This window comes from Pseudomonas sp. LBUM1646 (assembly GCF_059716165.1).
Genome location: NZ_CP166810.1, coordinates 809,041 through 824,756, shown reverse-complemented (window position 1 = coordinate 824,756; position 15,716 = coordinate 809,041). Strand labels below are relative to the sequence as shown.

At 61.1% G+C, this 15,716-nt stretch carries 13 protein-coding genes and 1 pseudogene; 8 read left to right on the top strand and 6 right to left on the bottom strand.

Going from position 1 to position 15,716, the window contains the following annotated elements; genetic code table 11:
* Positions 1-88 precede the first annotated feature (88 nt).
* Together ACA071_RS03515 and ACA071_RS03510 are read left to right on the top strand one after the other, a co-directional pair.
* Positions 89-1,177: pseudogene (locus tag ACA071_RS03515) on the top strand (cache domain-containing protein); the annotation flags it as partial.
* Positions 1,178-1,267: 90 nt separating this feature from the next.
* Positions 1,268-2,035, top strand: coding sequence for a methyl-accepting chemotaxis protein (locus ACA071_RS03510; RefSeq protein WP_497645264.1), 768 nt, complete (start codon positions 1,268-1,270; stop codon positions 2,033-2,035).
* A gap of 112 nt (positions 2,036-2,147) precedes the next feature.
* On the opposite strand, the gene ACA071_RS03505 is transcribed toward ACA071_RS03510, so the two are convergent.
* Both ACA071_RS03505 and ACA071_RS03500 read right to left on the bottom strand, forming a co-directional pair.
* The gene (locus ACA071_RS03505; RefSeq protein ID WP_497643149.1) at positions 2,148-2,939 is read right to left on the bottom strand and encodes an AraC family transcriptional regulator; all 792 of its coding nucleotides are present in this window, start codon (positions 2,937-2,939) and stop codon (positions 2,148-2,150) included.
* A 121-nt stretch (positions 2,940-3,060) separates the two neighbouring features.
* On the bottom strand, positions 3,061-4,338 hold the full coding sequence (locus ACA071_RS03500) for an acetyl-CoA C-acetyltransferase (RefSeq protein ID WP_497643148.1): 1,278 nt from the start codon (positions 4,336-4,338) through the stop codon (positions 3,061-3,063).
* A gap of 154 nt (positions 4,339-4,492) precedes the next feature.
* Here ACA071_RS03500 and ACA071_RS03495 point away from each other — a divergent pair, with 154 nt between their 5' ends.
* Positions 4,493-5,845 (top strand): 3-oxoacyl-ACP reductase, encoded by a 1,353-nt coding sequence (locus ACA071_RS03495; RefSeq protein WP_497643147.1) that lies wholly within the window; start codon positions 4,493-4,495, stop codon positions 5,843-5,845.
* A 2-nt stretch (positions 5,846-5,847) separates the two neighbouring features.
* Positions 5,848-6,702 (top strand): MaoC family dehydratase, encoded by an 855-nt coding sequence (locus ACA071_RS03490; RefSeq protein WP_497643146.1) that lies wholly within the window; start codon positions 5,848-5,850, stop codon positions 6,700-6,702.
* A gap of 469 nt (positions 6,703-7,171) precedes the next feature.
* Here the strand turns inward: ACA071_RS03490 and ACA071_RS03485 are convergent, their stop codons facing one another.
* The 4 genes from ACA071_RS03485 to ACA071_RS03470 form a co-directional block, all read right to left on the bottom strand.
* Positions 7,172-9,556, bottom strand: coding sequence for an autotransporter family protein (locus ACA071_RS03485; RefSeq protein ID WP_497643145.1), 2,385 nt, complete (start codon positions 9,554-9,556; stop codon positions 7,172-7,174).
* A 167-nt stretch (positions 9,557-9,723) separates the two neighbouring features.
* On the bottom strand, positions 9,724-10,137 hold the full coding sequence (locus ACA071_RS03480) for a response regulator (RefSeq protein ID WP_497643144.1): 414 nt from the start codon (positions 10,135-10,137) through the stop codon (positions 9,724-9,726).
* A 71-nt stretch (positions 10,138-10,208) separates the two neighbouring features.
* Positions 10,209-10,421 carry a Flp family type IVb pilin gene (locus ACA071_RS03475; RefSeq protein WP_497643143.1) on the bottom strand — a complete coding sequence of 71 codons (213 nt, stop codon included), beginning with the start codon at positions 10,419-10,421 and terminating at the stop codon, positions 10,209-10,211.
* A gap of 121 nt (positions 10,422-10,542) precedes the next feature.
* A complete protein-coding gene (locus tag ACA071_RS03470) occupies positions 10,543-10,749 on the bottom strand; it encodes a Flp family type IVb pilin (protein WP_497643142.1) in 207 nt (68 codons plus the stop codon).
* A 331-nt stretch (positions 10,750-11,080) separates the two neighbouring features.
* Between ACA071_RS03470 and cpaB the strand changes: the two genes are divergently transcribed.
* From cpaB to ACA071_RS03450, 4 genes are read left to right on the top strand one after another with little or no spacing between them, the layout of a single operon-like run.
* On the top strand, positions 11,081-12,022 hold the full coding sequence (gene cpaB / locus ACA071_RS03465) for a Flp pilus assembly protein CpaB (protein WP_497643141.1): 942 nt from the start codon (positions 11,081-11,083) through the stop codon (positions 12,020-12,022).
* Positions 12,023-12,042: 20 nt separating this feature from the next.
* A complete protein-coding gene (locus ACA071_RS03460; RefSeq protein ID WP_497643140.1) occupies positions 12,043-13,266 on the top strand; it encodes a type II and III secretion system protein family protein in 1,224 nt (407 codons plus the stop codon).
* The gene (locus ACA071_RS03455; RefSeq protein WP_497643139.1) at positions 13,263-14,453 is read left to right on the top strand and encodes a CpaE/TadZ family protein; all 1,191 of its coding nucleotides are present in this window, start codon (positions 13,263-13,265) and stop codon (positions 14,451-14,453) included. Before ACA071_RS03460 ends, ACA071_RS03455 begins: the two co-directional genes overlap by 4 nt.
* Positions 14,450-15,715, top strand: a complete 1,266-nt coding sequence (locus ACA071_RS03450; RefSeq protein WP_497643138.1) for a TadA family conjugal transfer-associated ATPase — start codon at positions 14,450-14,452, stop codon at positions 15,713-15,715. Before ACA071_RS03455 ends, ACA071_RS03450 begins: the two co-directional genes overlap by 4 nt.
* Position 15,716 lies beyond the last annotated feature (1 nt).

Below are 15,716 nucleotides of genomic sequence, written 5' to 3'. Positions count from 1 at the left end.
AACCGAGTCGATCAACAACGTTTTCGGCTGCCAATAAATCCGCGAGTCATCTGCACTGCGTGGGCCAACAAGAAAATCTGGAGCGCGGATGAACATCAAACAGAAGTTGACCTGGGCGTTTGCAATCATCGCCTCTTTGCCCGTGATCCTGGTCGCCACCCTGGTCGTGCTGAACTTGCGCAGCGACGCCAAGGACGATTTCGTCGACGGCAGCGGCCGCGAGATCCGTCAGGTCAGCAATGCCATGCAGCTGTTTTTCGACGGTATCAGCCAGAACGTCGATTACCTGGCGTCTCAGCCGCTGATCAAGAACACCGACGACACCCTCAAGACCTACATGGCTGCCAACGCCGAGAGCATTCCCCAGGGCGAGACGGACAAAAAGGTCTTCGCGCTACTCCAGGACTTGGGTAACACCCATCCGTCCTACGCCTACGCCATCGTCGGCACTGCCGCCGGCGGCTACGTGTCCTGGCCGGATGACGCAAAACTCAACAACTACGACCCGCGCCAGCGTCCCTGGTACAAAGCTGCCCAGGCCAAACCGGGCAAACCGTTTCGCACCGAGGCCTATTACTGGGCCCAGGACGATGCGACCTACGTCAGCACCGTGCGCACCATCGATAACAAGTTGGGCAGCAACGGTGGCGTGGTCAGCATCGACGTGACGCTCAAGCAGCTCACCGAAATCGTTAAACAGATCAAGCTCGGCGAAACCGGCTACCTGATGCTGCTGGAAAACAGCGGCACCGTGCTGGTCGATCCGAAGCAGCCGGAGCACAACTTCAAGGCCCTGAGCAGCCTCGGCGAAGGCTATGCGCAACTGGCCAAGGCCGGCAAAGGCCTGGTGGAAGTGGAGCTGAATGGCGAGCGCTACATGGCCAATGTTTGGCCGTCGGAGCAACTGGGCTGGACCTTTATCGGCCTGATCAAGCAAACCGACGTGATGAGCTCGGCCACCCAACTGACCTGGCTGATCGCAATCATCGCCGCCGTACTGGCGGTGTTCTTTGCCATCGTCGGCGCCAGTTTCGCCAGCCTTATCGTACGGCCGATCCGCAGCGTGGCCAGTGGTCTGGAAGGCATCGCCCAGGGTGAAGGCGACCTGACGAAGAACCTGGAAATCCGTGGCAGCGACGAAACCGCGCAATTGGCCAACTGGTTCAACCAGTTCCTGTCGGCGATTCGCAACCTGATTCAAAGCATCGGCGGCGCCGCAAACAAAATCCTCGCCACCTCCCAGAGCTCGACCCGGGTTTCCAGCGACATGGCCGAAGCCGCCGGGCGTCAGCGCGAGGCGGTGGACATGGTGTCCACGGCGTTCCACGAAATGGTCGCCACCGCCAACGAAGTCGCCCGCTCGTGCAGCCAGGCTGCCGAATCGGCCGACAGCGGCCAGCGTCAGGCCCGCGAAGGTCAACAGCAGATCGATGCCGCGGTCACCAGCGTCGATCGCTTGAGCCAGGAAATCGAATCGTCGGCCCAGTCGATGCAGCAACTGGAACGCGATAGCAATGACATTCAGTCGATTCTCGGGACCATTCGCTCCATCGCCGAACAGACCAACCTGCTGGCGCTGAACGCGGCGATTGAAGCGGCACGGGCCGGTGAACAGGGTCGTGGCTTTGCGGTGGTGGCCGATGAAGTCCGGGCACTGGCGAAACGTACTGCTGACTCGACTGCCGAGATCGACGGTTTACTCGGCAACCTCGCCAAACGCACCAGCCAGGTCACGCAGCAGATGCATGCGAGCCTGGAAGTGTCGCAGCAGTCGGTCACCCGCATTGGTGAAGCCCGCAGCAGTTTCGGGTTGATTCGTGAGTCGGTGGATGTGATTCGCGATATGAACACGCAGATTGCGACCGCCGCAGAGGAACAGCATCAGGTGGCGGAAGACATCAATCGGCACATCAGCCAGATTCATGGTGATGCGCAGTTGGTGGCGGAACTGGCGAACTCGGCACGACTGGATTCCCAGAGCCTGGCCGGGTTGTCGAATGAGCTGGATGGGCTGGTTCGACGGTTCAGGACCTAAGGTGATCGTTCCCACGCTCCGCGTGGGAATGCCTCAACGGACGCTCTGCGTTCGGCTTTGAAAGGGACGCGGAGCGTCCCGGGCTGCATTCCCACGCGGAGCGTGGGAACGATCACTGCCGAAACAATTCTCCCGGGGTAAACCCGAACAACCCCTTGAACGCCGCAATAAACGCCGACGTCGAGTCATACCCACAGGCCAGCGCCGCATTGGTCACGCTATCGCCCTCCTCCAGCAAACTCAGCGACGATAGCAGCCGCGCACGCTGGCGCCAGCCGCGAAAGCTCAACCCGGTTTCACGCTGAAACAAGCGCATCAGGGTTTTCTCCGATGTGCCCAACCGCCCCGCCCACGCCTGCAACGTCACGTTCTGTTCAGGGTTTTCGATCAACTCGTTGCACAACCCCAGCAACCGCTCATGCCGAGGCAACGGTAGCGAGAACGCCACCTCCGGCAGATTCGCCAACTGATCCAGCAGCACATTCACTAGCCGCGCTTCCTGGCTCTCGCCTTGTGGGTACTCCACCGGCAGCAGGCAAAAACTCTTGATCAGTTCCCGGGCCAGCGGCGTCACTTCCAGCACCCGGCAACGGCCGTCCGCCCACTCGCAATCCTCGCGACGCACATACAGGCTGCGCATTTCAGCGCGCGTCGAGGTCACTACCTGGTGTTCCAGATCGGCCGGAATCCAGATGCCCCACTGCGGCGGCGCGAAGAAGCTGCCCTCGGCGGTATGGACACCGAGAACGCCGCTGATGGCGTAGGAAAACTGCACCCAGTCGTGGCGATGGGGCGGTGTCCATGAGCCGGCGCTGAGGCTTTCGGCGCGGGCGAACAATGGGCGCGGTAAGGCCGTCAGTGCGGGAATCGAGCGCTCGAGGGAAAGTTGTCCGTTGGACGTCATTGATGGGCCTTGTGTCGCAGGACGGCAGATAACGCCGACGTTAGGCCAACTCTCGCTTGCTGACAAACACATTGCAATTGTGGGAGCGAACTTGCTCGCTCCCACAGGGGTGCGTGCGGTCTTAGCGTTCGATGATCGCAGTGACACCCTGGCCGCCAGCCGCACAGATCGAGATCAACCCCCGGCCCTTGCCCGCCGCGTCCAGCAGCTTCGCCAGATTGGCGACGATGCGCCCGCCGGTGGCGGCGAATGGGTGCCCGGCCGCCAGCGAACTGCCTTTGACGTTGAGCCGGCTGCGGTCGATGGAGCCCAGTGGCGTGTCGAGGCCGAGGCGGGTTTTGCAGTACTCCGGGTCTTCCCAGGCCTTCAACGTGCAGAGCACCTGCGCGGCGAAGGCTTCATGGATTTCGTAGTAGTCGAAGTCCTGCAAGGTCAGGCCATTGCGGGCCAGCAAGCGCGGCACGGCATAGACCGGCGCCATCAGCAGCCCTTCGGCGCCGTTGACGAAGTCCACCGCCGCCGCTTCGCCATCACGCAAATAGGCGAGGATCGGCAAACCACGTTCCTTGGCCCATTCTTCACTGCCCAGCAACACCAGCGACGCACCGTCAGTGAGCGGCGTGGAGTTGCCCGCGGTCATGGTGCCCTTGGTGCTTTTCTCGAACGCCGGTTTCAACGAGGCGAGTTTTTCCAGGGTCAGGTCCGGGCGCAAGTTGTTGTCGCGGGTCAGGCCGAGGAATGGCGTCATCAGGTCGTTGTGCCAGCCTTCGGTGTAGGACGCAGCGAGTTTCTGATGGCTTTCGAGGGCCAGTTGGTCCTGTTCGGCGCGGGGGATGCTCCAAGTCTGGGCCATCAACTCGCAATGCTCGCCCATGGACAGGCCGGTGCGCGGTTCGCCGTTGCGCGGAAACTCGGGAATCAAATGCCCTGGACGCAGTTGCAGGAAGGTTTTCAGTTTGTCGGCGGTGGTCTTGGCGCGGTTGGCTTGCAAGAGAATTTTGCGCAGGCCTTCGTTGATACCGATCGGTGCGTCGGACGTGGTGTCGACACCGCCGGCAATGCCGCACTCAATCTGGCCGAGGGCGATTTTATTCGCCACCAGCAGCGCCGCTTCAAGACCGGTGCCGCACGCTTGCTGGATGTCGTAGGCCGGGGTGGTCGGTGACAGCCGCGAGCCGAGCACGCACTCGCGGGTCAGGTTGAAATCCCTGGAATGTTTGAGCACCGCCCCCGCCGCCACTTCGCCCATGCGCAAACCATGCAGGTTGAAGCGTTCGATCAGGCCTTCGAGCGCTGCGGTGAGCATCGCCTGGTTACTGGCAGTGGCGTACGGCCCGTTGGAACGGGCGAAAGGGATACGGTTACCGCCAATGATCGCGACGCGGCGCAGCTGAGTCATGAAAAGCTCCTTTGAAATATCTGAAAATGAACCGCCCCCCGTAGGAGCAAAGCTTGCTCCTACACTGTTCAAGCGTAGGCCTTATCTCATCGATCGAACGACTGATCGCCATTCATGGTCCACACTTTGAACCCCAGCTGCCGGAGAGCGTTCCATGTCAGACCGTTATATCGACTTCGCCAATTCGTCCATCGGCCATCGTCTGGTCGGGGCCTTGGGCCTGCCGTCGCCGGTGCGTCTGGAACGCTGGCAGGCCGGACGCCTGCGGCCGGTCGAGGGCGCATTGCTGATCGGTGGAGGACCGCTGACAGAGAAAATCAGCGCCTTCGCCAACCGCCTGACCGACGTGATTTACAGCTACGGCACCGAGCCGTCCCTGGCTACCGCGTGGATTCCCGGCCACGGTCCGAAGCTCAAAGCCGTGGTATTCGATGCCAGTCACCTGATGCAAACCGATCAACTCAAACAGCTGCGCGAGTTCTTTCAGCCACTGATGAAAAACCTCGATCACAGCGCGCACCTGGTGATTCTGGGCCGTGCGCCAGAAACCTTGAGCGACCCCTTCGCCGCCAGCGCCCAGCGGGCCCTGGAAGGCTTCAGCCGTTCGCTCGCCAAAGAACTGCGCAGCGGCGGCACCTTGCAACTGATCTATGTCGGCGAAGGCGCCGAGGATCAATTGGAAGGTCCGTTAAGGTTTTTCCTCTCGCCTAAAAGCGCGTTTGTCTCCGGACAAGTGATTCGCTTGACCGCCTGCAACACGCCGGTCGAAGACTGGACTCGGCCACTGTCCGGGCGCAAGGCGTTGGTCACGGGCGCCGCTCGCGGCATCGGCGCGTCCATTGCCGAAACCCTGGCCCGGGACGGCGCCGAAGTCATCCTGCTCGACGTGCCACCGGCCAAAGCTGATCTCGAAGCCCTTGCCGCACGCCTCGGCGGGCGCAGCATCACCCTGGATATTTGCGCCGACGATGCCGCCACGCAGTTGATCGAGCACTTGCCCGACGGCGTCGACATCGTGGTCCACAACGCTGGCATCACCCGCGATAAAACCCTGGCCAACATGACCCCGGAATTCTGGGACGCGGTGCTGGCGGTCAACCTCAATGCGCCGCAAGTGCTGACCAAAGCCCTGCTCGACGCCGGCACCCTGCGCGACAACGGCCGGGTGATTTTGCTGGCCTCGATCAGCGGCATCGCCGGCAATCGCGGGCAAACCAACTACGCCGCGAGCAAGGCCGGGCTGATCGGCCTGGCCCAGGCCTGGGCGCCGCTGCTGCATGAGCGCGGCATCAGCATCAACGCCGTGGCGCCGGGGTTTATCGAAACCCAGATGACCGCGCACATTCCGTTCGCCCTGCGTGAAGCCGGGCGGCGCATGAGTTCACTGGGCCAGGGCGGCTTGCCGCAAGACGTCGCCGAAGCGGTGGCCTGGCTCGCGCAGCCGGGCACCGGCGCGTTCACCGGGCAAGCGTTGCGGGTGTGTGGGCAAAGTGTCTTGGGAGCGTAGCGATGATCATCGACTGGCACACCCTCAACCGTGAACCGAGTCTGCCCGGGTTGTATCTGCGGGCGGCCACGCGGCGGAAAATCACTGGCACTACCCTGCCCGATACGGGTTTGCGTTGTTGGCTCGATGTTGACCAGAAACGCCTGGCGGCTTATCGCAAGGTCTGTGGTTTTGCCGACAACGGTCTGCTGCCACCGACCTATCCACACATCCTCGCCTTTGCCTTGCAGATGCAATTGCTCACGGCGAAGGAGTTTCCCTTTCCGCTGTTGGGGCTGATTCACCTGAGCAATCGCATTCGCGTGCTGCGGCCCATGGGCGCTGTGAGCCGCGTGCGGGTCAGCGTGCAGGTGCAGAACCTGCAGCCCCACGCCAAGGGTGCGACGTTTGATCTGGTGACAACGCTGGACGATCAACTGGGCACGCTGTGGGAGGCTGAAAGCCAGATGTTGTGTCGCGGGGTCAAGCTTGATGGTGAGCCGGTGGAGGACGAGTTGGCGACGACGCTGGCGCTGACAGAGGTCGCGCACTGGAAAGCGCCGGCGGACATTGGCCGGCAATATGCCAAAGTGTCCGGGGACTACAATCCGATTCACCTGAGTGCGGCCAGCGCCAAGCTGTTTGGTTTTCCTACGGCCATCGCACATGGCTTGTGGAACAAGGCGCGGACACTGGCGGCGCTGGCGGATCATCTGCCGACGGCGAACATTGAGATAGCGGTGCAGTTTCGCAAACCGGTGCGCTTGCCCAGCGAGGTGACGTTGCTGGCCAGTGCGGCGGCGTCCAGCGGGGATTTGCAGTTGGTCGGTGCCGGGGAGCTGGAGCATATGGTGGGGCATTGGCGGCCGGTAGCCTGATGATCGTTCCCATGCTCTGCGCGGGAATGCGGCCCGGGACGCTCCGCGTCCCTTTAGAGCCGAACGCAGAGCGTCCGTTTAGGCATTCCCACGCAGAGCGTGGGAACGATCAGGGACCGGAAAACCGCGGTTAATTGTGTATATAACTTAAGTTTTTCCCCCGCTGACACACGACCCTATATAAACGGGTTAATACCAACTTGAGAATGGAAGCGCCCTAGCGCTTTTGATGTGCACAACGGACGAAGGTATTGCCGGCGACATATCGGTAAGCCATCGAAGATGGCGAATGTTGTAACAGGTGCAAGGAATCACGCTCATGAAAACTCAAGTGTGGTGCAGGTCGGCAGATGGTGTACAGCCGAGGGCAATTAGTTGTCTGCCAGGACGCTATCGCGAGCAAGCTCGCTCTCACACTGAACCCTGTGGGAGCGAGCTTGCTCGCGATGAACGATAACGCGGTCTGAGATCAGAACGCGTAACGCACCTTCGCCGTAAACGAATCGGCATTGAAGTCGGTGCTGGTCACGTAGTTGTATGACCCGCCGACACTCCAGGCGCCCATGACATAGTTGGCGCCCAGGCCTACTTCATAGCTGTCGCGCACCGGCGTCGTGCCGCGCGTGGTGAACGAATCGCCGCCCACTGCAAAGGCCGACGTGGTCGCGGTCTTGTCGCCAATAAAGTCGTGCCAGGCCATGACTTTGGCTTCAGGTTCAAGGCTGCCGGTGCCGACATCGAACGCCGCGGCCAGTCGTGCGCCCACGCCCATTTCGCCCACTTCATAGCGCTGACTGCCGACGTTCAGCGACGCCGAACTGCCCTTCTCGCGGTAAGCATCCATACCGACGTTGGCGTAACGCGCGCCTACCTGAGGCTCAAGCACCAGGTTCGGCTGCAAACGGAAGCTGTAACCGGCCAATGCACTGACACCAAAGATATCGCTGTCGTAATCGCCCTTGGCCCGGGTACCGGCGATGTAGCGCTTGGACTCGTTATCGTTCCAGCCATACATCAACGACGAATCGACAAACCAGTTGTCATGGGTCCAGTTGCCATACAGGGTCAACGCATGCCCGGTGACATCGGTTTTGCTGCCGAGATCGGATTTCACATCGCTCTTGAGATAGCTGTAGGCCAGACCAACGACGGTGTCGGCATTCAACTGACCGTCAGCACCGACCGCAATCCCGTGGCTGTCGGCTTCATAACCCGCCACGCCATGGCGCTCGTCCTGATTGGCATCGCTGCTCAGCGCTTGCAACCACACGCCTTTGTTCGTCGAGCCGTTGCGGGTACGGGCGCGGCTGGAGCGATCGTTGATGGCGTTGGCGACCAGCGTCTGGCTGTTGGTGGTCGCATGAAGCACGCCACGGCTGACGTCCGGGCTGAGTTTTTCCGACAGTTGCGCCAGCTCGGCGTCAGTGCCCGCATTGGCGAAAGCCTGGAAGACCGGGTCCTGTTCGTCGAGCAAAGGCATGACGGACGTCGAGAAACGTCCCACGGCCCCGACGGCATTGCGCGTACCGCCGGCACTGAGGATATTTTGTGCAACCACGTCCTCGGATTTGGTCGTCACCAATGCCTTGATATCGTTGCCTTCAACGCCAAAGCTTTTGACATCCAGCAAGGCAGAGGACGACGTCACGGTCAGGTTCTCACCGCCAGTCAACGCGCCGGAACTGATCAAGGTGTAGCGAGTGCCGCCCGCGTTGATGCGGAAGTCGTTGGAGCGGGCCAGCAACTGGAGCCGTCCCCCCGGCGCGATATCCGAGGCGCCTGTGACCTTCAACACCGGCAACGCGGGGTTGGTGTCGTTGCCCAGGTACATCTCCAGCACCGAATTGGACTCTTCCATGTCGAAGTCGCCGATGATCGTGGTGTGCGGCTGCATCAGCGTCAGTTTGCCGCTTTCGATCGTGACGTACCCCGACCTGATAGTTGAGCCATCGAAATTCGCATCGCCGTCGATGAGAACTCCGGAAAGGCCCAGCAAATCGCCTTTGACGTTGCCGCCGTTCCAGTAGAAATAGCTATCCCCACCATCGACCTGGATCGCGGCCGTGCCGCCCTCGATGAGGCCGGCGTCCTGATAAAAACTGAAAGCTCCCTGGCCCGCAACGGGCAGGCTGACATGGATACCGAAGGACTCACCAGAGATCGTGCCACGGTTCCAGACCGCATACCGGTTAGTGGGCGCCAGCACCACGCCCTCAAACGCCACCGCCTCGGCGTCGAGGCCGGTGGCGCGGATGCTGCCCTCGTTATAGACAGAGTTGCTCAGCGTCGCGCGATCCAGATCCACCGCCATCGCGCCTTCACCATTGGCACTGATCGAACCGGTGTTGCTGATACCCGTCAGTGTGGTGTGGGACAGCAGCACCGCTATCGGTCGCATGCCATTGACCGCAATTTCACCGCTATTGACTAACGAATTCGTCAACGTTATGCCGCTGGCGTCGATACCCATCGAGGAACCGCTATTGGCAAGACCATTGATCTTGATTGAGCCGTCATTGATCAGGGAACCGCCAATCACCGTAGCACCACTGCCATTACTGATCGAGATTCCGCGGGCGAACGCCAGACCATCAATGAGGATCGAGCCTTTGTTGGTCAGGTTTTCCTGGAGGGTCAACTCCTGAAAGTTCACCGCATCACCCACTCCAAACACTGAAGGGACGGTGTTGATACTCCCGGTCAACGTGGCGGCTCGCCAAGTCTGCCCGACGCCAGTGTACGGGCCGTTGCTCAAATCGTAATTGAGGTCCGCCGCTTCAACGGCAGAGGTCTGAAACGCGGCGGTCGCCACGGACAACGCCAACAACGAGCGGCGCAGGCAAGAGGTATTCAATCGTGAGTCCCTTCCGAAACTTGAAATGGCAGTTTCAGCAGGGTGACGAATTAATCAGGCATCCCTACCGGCCCCTCAGCAGGGCGCTGATCGGGGGCGGCAAATGTACACGAGCCATCATTTCGACACTACTTAAATGTCAAAGTGATGGCGTCAAATTTAACTGATCAAGGATTAACCAGACTGGTCGCAGGCAGCGGAAACAGATTGTTCAACGTTTCCAACAACCGCACGTGATAGATCGGCTTGCGAAACAGGTCGAGCACCTGCAGACGCAGCATGTCACTGACATCCTCCATGTCCGCATGCCCGGACGTCACGATCACCGGCAGGTGCTGGCGCGACGTGTGTTCGCGCAGGCGCTTGATCAGCGACATGCCGCTTTCCTCGGGCATGCGCAGATCAGTGATCACCAGGGCGATATCAGGGTTGCGCGTCAGATGATGCAGGGCCAGCTTGACCGAGGTGGCCGTAAAGCAATTGAAGCCCTCGCCCTCCAGCAACTCTGCCAGCTCCAGCAACGCGTCCTCTTCGTCGTCAACCAGAAGCAGCTGTTGGCGTGGCGGCGAAGAAGGATTCATGGGCGGCACCTGAAGACGGAGTGTAGGACCGAGTGTAGCGTGTCATTCGCCGACCGCGATGTTTGCAGTGGTCAGGGGGTCTGCACTGGCGCGGTCTGCGCGGTCCCGCCCAAGGCCACCAGCACACTGTTGAAAATCGCCAGGACCTTGGCACCGACCGGCGTGATGAACACCACGACGACCACCGCCACCATGGCGACAACAATCGCGTATTCGATGGCCGAAGCCGCCTCGGTGTTATCCAGGAACAGACGCACCCGCACCATCAGGTATTCAAAGAGCATGGAAGTTCTCCTTGGTGCGAGAGGCACCCAGACAACAACAAGCTAACCCCCGGGCGTGTCATCCAGGGCAGTGACCCTGGAGACAAACGCGCGGGTAGGAATGATGGAGAAATGACTTCGATCAAGGCGTTGGTTTGACGACGGCCGTACCACCAAGCGTGGTCAGAACCAGGTTGAAGATGTTCAGGACTTTGGTACTGATCGGCGTCACAAACACCACGACCACTACTGCCACCATGGCAACCACAATCGCGTACTCGATCGCCGATGCACCTTCGGTACTTTTGAAGAACAACCGGGCTCTGAGCAACAGATATTCGAGAATCATACGTCTACTCCTTTTGCGCCTCTGGCGCCGACGAAACAGTACTGCGACAGGGTTTCAATGTGCCATCAGAGCATTGTCAACAAACCTGCGGCCAACAACTGTAAGAACGGATTAATCACAAAGTATTAGTCGAATACCCGACATCAAAGAACAGTGATCATTCAGCCAATTCTCATACAGGGGGCAGTTATTTTCAGGTCCGTAATGGCGTTTTGCTCTAGATCGACTAGCGTTGAAATAGCGAAATAGTTGGATGTTCATAGCTGCCTGATTGCGAAAACGCCTCGTTAACTATTACGAGACTTGGTGCAGCAGGAAAGGGAGAGCCGTCATGAACAGTCGCGTCACCATGGGCCTTGCCGGCTTGCTTTTACTCGGGGCCATTTTTGTCGGTTATTGGGGGTTGATGCTCAGCCGCCAGCCGGTTCCTGTCGTCTCTGCTGTCGCCCCACCAACTGCCACCGTGACGGTGGAAAAAACCGTTGCCGCCGCCGAGGATCAGACCCGTCAACCTGTCGTGGTCCTCATCCACGATGTGCCGCCGTTCACCCCGCTGACCGCCGCCGACCTGACCGTGGAAAAACTGCGCAGTGCTCCTGCCGGCAGCCTGAGCAACCTCGACCAGGCCATCGGCCGCACGCCTTGGCGGCACCTGAGCGCCGGCACCTGGCTCAGCGATGACAGCTTCAAGGCCGGCGGCACCCTGGCCCGGATGATTCGCAGCGATGAACGCGCCCTCGCCGTGGCGGTGGACGAAGTGATCGGTGCCGCAGGCCAACTGACGCCGGGCGACTACGTCGATGTGCTGCTGTTTCTGCGCCAGGACACCAGCAATTTGCAGCAGTCGGCGCAGATCGTCGTGCCGGCCATGCGGGTGCTGGGCGTGGGTGAGCAGTTCGGCCTGACCAACGACGGCCAACCCGCCACACCGGCCCTGAACGCCGAGGACAAACTCAAACAGGATCAACGCCGCACCGCCGCGCGCACCGTAGTGCTGGCCGTGCCGGAACAACTCTTGAGCCGGCTGATGCTGGCGACCCAGGTTGGCACGTTGCGCCTGGCGGTGCGCAGCAGTGAAGAGCAGCGTCTGGCCAAATACTGGGCCGGCGAAAACGCAGCGCCGGGCAAACTCGACAGCGCCAACAGCCAGCTCTTCCAGTTCACCCAACTGGCCCTCGGTGGCGCGCCCAAAGGCACGGTCAGCGGTGGCGCAGCACCACGGCGTGCAATCGAAGTGATCCGCGGCAACCAACTGACTCAACAAACCCCATGACTGATCAAGGATGCAGCTGCATGCAGAGTCGTTCCATGCCGATATTCAAACCCGTTTTCTGGGCCTTGATGCTGGTGGCGCTGCCCCTGGAAAGCGCTTTCGCGGTGACCGGCAATTGCGCCGCGCTGGGGCGTTTGCCGCCGGTGATCGAGATCGGCGAAGGCTTGCAACAGGACCTGCAATCGCCGGTGGCGATCACCCGCCTGGCCATTGGCGATCCGAAAATCGCCGACGTGCATCCCAATGGCAGCAGCGCCTTTCTGTTGACCGGCATGGCGCCTGGCGCCACCAGCCTGATGATCTGGACGGCCTGCGCCAGCGAGCCGCGCCAGAGCATGGTGTTTGTCCAGGGGCGCGCCACGGCGGCCCTGACCAGCGCCAGCCTGCTGCCGTCCGATGACCCGTCGCTGCTGTCACAAGTGCAAACCGATATCCGCTTCGTCGAAGTCAGCCGCACCAAACTCAAGGAAGCCACCGCCTCATTGATCGGCACCCGCGGCAACTTCCTGTTCGGTGCCCCCGGCACCTTGCCCGCCATCGACGGTGTACCAACGCCCAGACTGCCGGTGGATAACAGCCTGTTCAACTTCTCCTGGATCGGCGGCAAAACCATGATGATCATCAACGCGCTGGAGGGCAGCGGCTTCGCTTACACCCTGGCGCGACCAAGCCTGGTGGCGCTGAGCGGGCAGAGCGCAAGTTTCCTCGCCGGTGGCGAAATCCCGATTCCGGTGCCGAGTGCCGGCAGCGATAACGTGTCCATCGAGTACAAGGAATTCGGCATTCGCCTGACCCTGACGCCGACCATCATCAGCCGCAACCGCATCACCCTGAAAGTCGCGCCGGAAGTCAGCGAGCTGGACTTCAGCAACGCCGTGAACATCGCCGGCACCACCGTACCGGCCCTGACCATCCGCCGCACCGACACCAGTATTTCCCTGGCCGACGGTGAAAGCTTCGTCATCAGCGGCCTGATCAGCACCACCAACAGCTCCCAGGTGAACAAGTTTCCAGGGCTGGGCGACATCCCGATTCTGGGTGCGTTTTTTCGCAGCTCGCAGATCAACCGTGAAGAACGCGAGCTGTTGATGATCGTCACCCCGCACCTGGTTCAACCCCTGGCTGCCGACGCGCAGCTGCCGTCGTTGCCGGGGGAAAAACTGCGCAACTACGACCCGAATTTCTATCGCATGTTCTTCCTGGAAAACGGCAACTTCGACAAACGCAGCGGACTGTCGCAATGAGCCAGAACCTGAGCCAGACCTTTCTCGCCATCACCCGTAACAGCACCGACCTTGAGTGGCTGCAAGGCGCGCTCGCGCCGCTTGGCCAGGTCGTCAGCGCTGGCGGCGGCAGTCTCGACGAATTGCTCGCGCTGGTGGACGTGACCTTCGCCAGCCTAGTGTTCGTCGGCCTCGACCGTGAACACGTGGTGGCCCAGAGCGCGCTGATCGAAGGGGCGCTGGAAGCCAAGCCGATGCTGGCGATCGTCGCACTCGGCGACGGCATGGATAACCAGTTGGTACTCAACGCCATGCGCGCCGGAGCACGGGATTTCGTCGCCTATGGTTCTCGCTCCAGTGAAGTCGCCGGGTTGGTGCGCCGTCTGAGCAAACGCCTGCCGCCCGTAGCGCCGAGTAAACAATTGGGCGGCCTGACGGTGCTGTACGGCACCCAGAGCGATGCCGACGGCGCCCTGTTGTCCAATCACCTGGCGCTGGTGGTGCAAAAGAGCGGGCAACAAACCTTGCTGCTGGATCTCGGCCTGCCCCGAGGCGACAGCCTGGCATTGCTGGGGCTAGAGAGTTCGTTTCACTTCGGCGATGCCTTGCGCCACTTGCGCCGCCTCGACGCGACGCTGATCGACAGCGCCTTCACCAGTGCCGAAGCCGGCCTACGGATCCTCGCCTACGCCAGCAACGATGAGCCGCTGGAAAGCACCAGCGCCGCCGAGTTGTACATGCTGCTCAGCGCCCTGCGCCAACACTTCCAGCACATCGTCGTGAACCTCACCGGCCAACCGGACAGTGAAGCCTTGCGCACCTTTGTCAGCCATTGCGACAAACTGCTGTGGTACAGCGACCAGAACGTCCTCGACTGCCGCCGCAACCTGGCGGTGCTCAACCTATGGCGAGAAAAAGGCCTGAAGCTCGACCACGGGCGCCTGCTGGTCGACCGCTACTTGAGCCACGTCGCACCGGACGCGGAAACCCTCGGCAAAACCTTCAACCTGGAAGTGATCGCGGTGTTGGCGTACAGCCCGGAAGTGCGCCTGAACGCCAAGAACCAGGGCGTGACCCTGTTCGAACTGGCCCCCCGGGAAAAACTCACCCTTGGCCTGCGTACCCTCGGCGAACAACTGGCCAAACGCTCCGAAGGACTGGCCAAACCCAAGGCCGGCTGGTTTGACCGCTTGAGGGGTACGCAATGACCGAAAAACTCTTCGGCGCACCGCAACGTAACGCGCCCGGCAACACCGACCATGAAGGCCTGAAACTGGTGCTGCACCGCTACATCATCGATGCCATCGAGGAGTCCGGGAAAAACCTGCTGGAAGGTTCACGGCAACTGCTGTCGCAATTCGTCACCGACAAAGTCGCCGAGTACATCGCCCGCCTGCACCTGGCGATTTCCCGCTATGAAATGGAGCGACTGGCCGAGGAAATCGTCGACGAACTCACCGGTTTCGGTCCGTTGGAAGTGCTGCTGCGCGATCCGGCGGTCACCGAAATTCTGGTCAACGGCCCGCACCGGGTGTTCATCGAGCGCGACGGCGTGCTGCACCTGAGTGACCTGCGGTTTATCGACGCGCACCATGTGGAGCGGGTCATGCAGCGCATCCTTGCGCCCCTCGGTCGACGGCTCGATGAGTCCTCGCCGATGGTCGATGCGCGCATGCCCGATGGCAGTCGGGTCAATGCGATCATTCCGCCGATTGCCTTAGATGGCCCTTGCCTGTCGATTCGTAAATTTCGCAAGGACATGCTCAACAGCAGCGACCTGATGGCGATGCAAACCATCGACCAGGGGATTTTCGAGTTCTTACAAAATGCCGTCGGCAAGCGCTGCAACATCCTGATCAGCGGCGGCACCGGCACCGGGAAAACCACGTTGCTGAATATTCTCAGCCAGTTGATCAACCCCCACGAACGACTGGTCACCATCGAAGACGTGGCCGAGTTGCAGCTCGGCCACCCCCACGTCGTACGCCTGGAAACCCGACCACCGAATGCCGAGGGCCACGGCGAAGTGAAGGCCAGCGACCTGATTCGCAACGCCCTGCGGATGCGTCCGGACCGCATCATCCTTGGCGAGATTCGCGGTGTCGAAGTGCTCGATGTACTCACCGCAATGAACACCGGCCACGACGGCTCGATGAGCACCGTGCACGCCAACAACGCCCAGGATGCGCTGCTGCGCCTGGAAACCCTGGTCGGCCTCACAGGACGCACGGTGGCGGAGCGCACCTTGCGCCAAATGATCTGCGCGGCACTGGACGTGATCATTCAGTTGACGCGCATGCCCGATGGTCGACGTTGCGTCAGCGAGGTGGTGGAAGTGGTCGGTGTGCGCGAGGACGTCTACGTCACCAACACCCTGTTCCGGCTCGACCGGCGCACGGGTTTCGGTTTCCTGCGCGAGGCGGTCAATCCGGCGGGTGACAAGTTGCGGCACGAGTCGAGCCTGGGCTGAC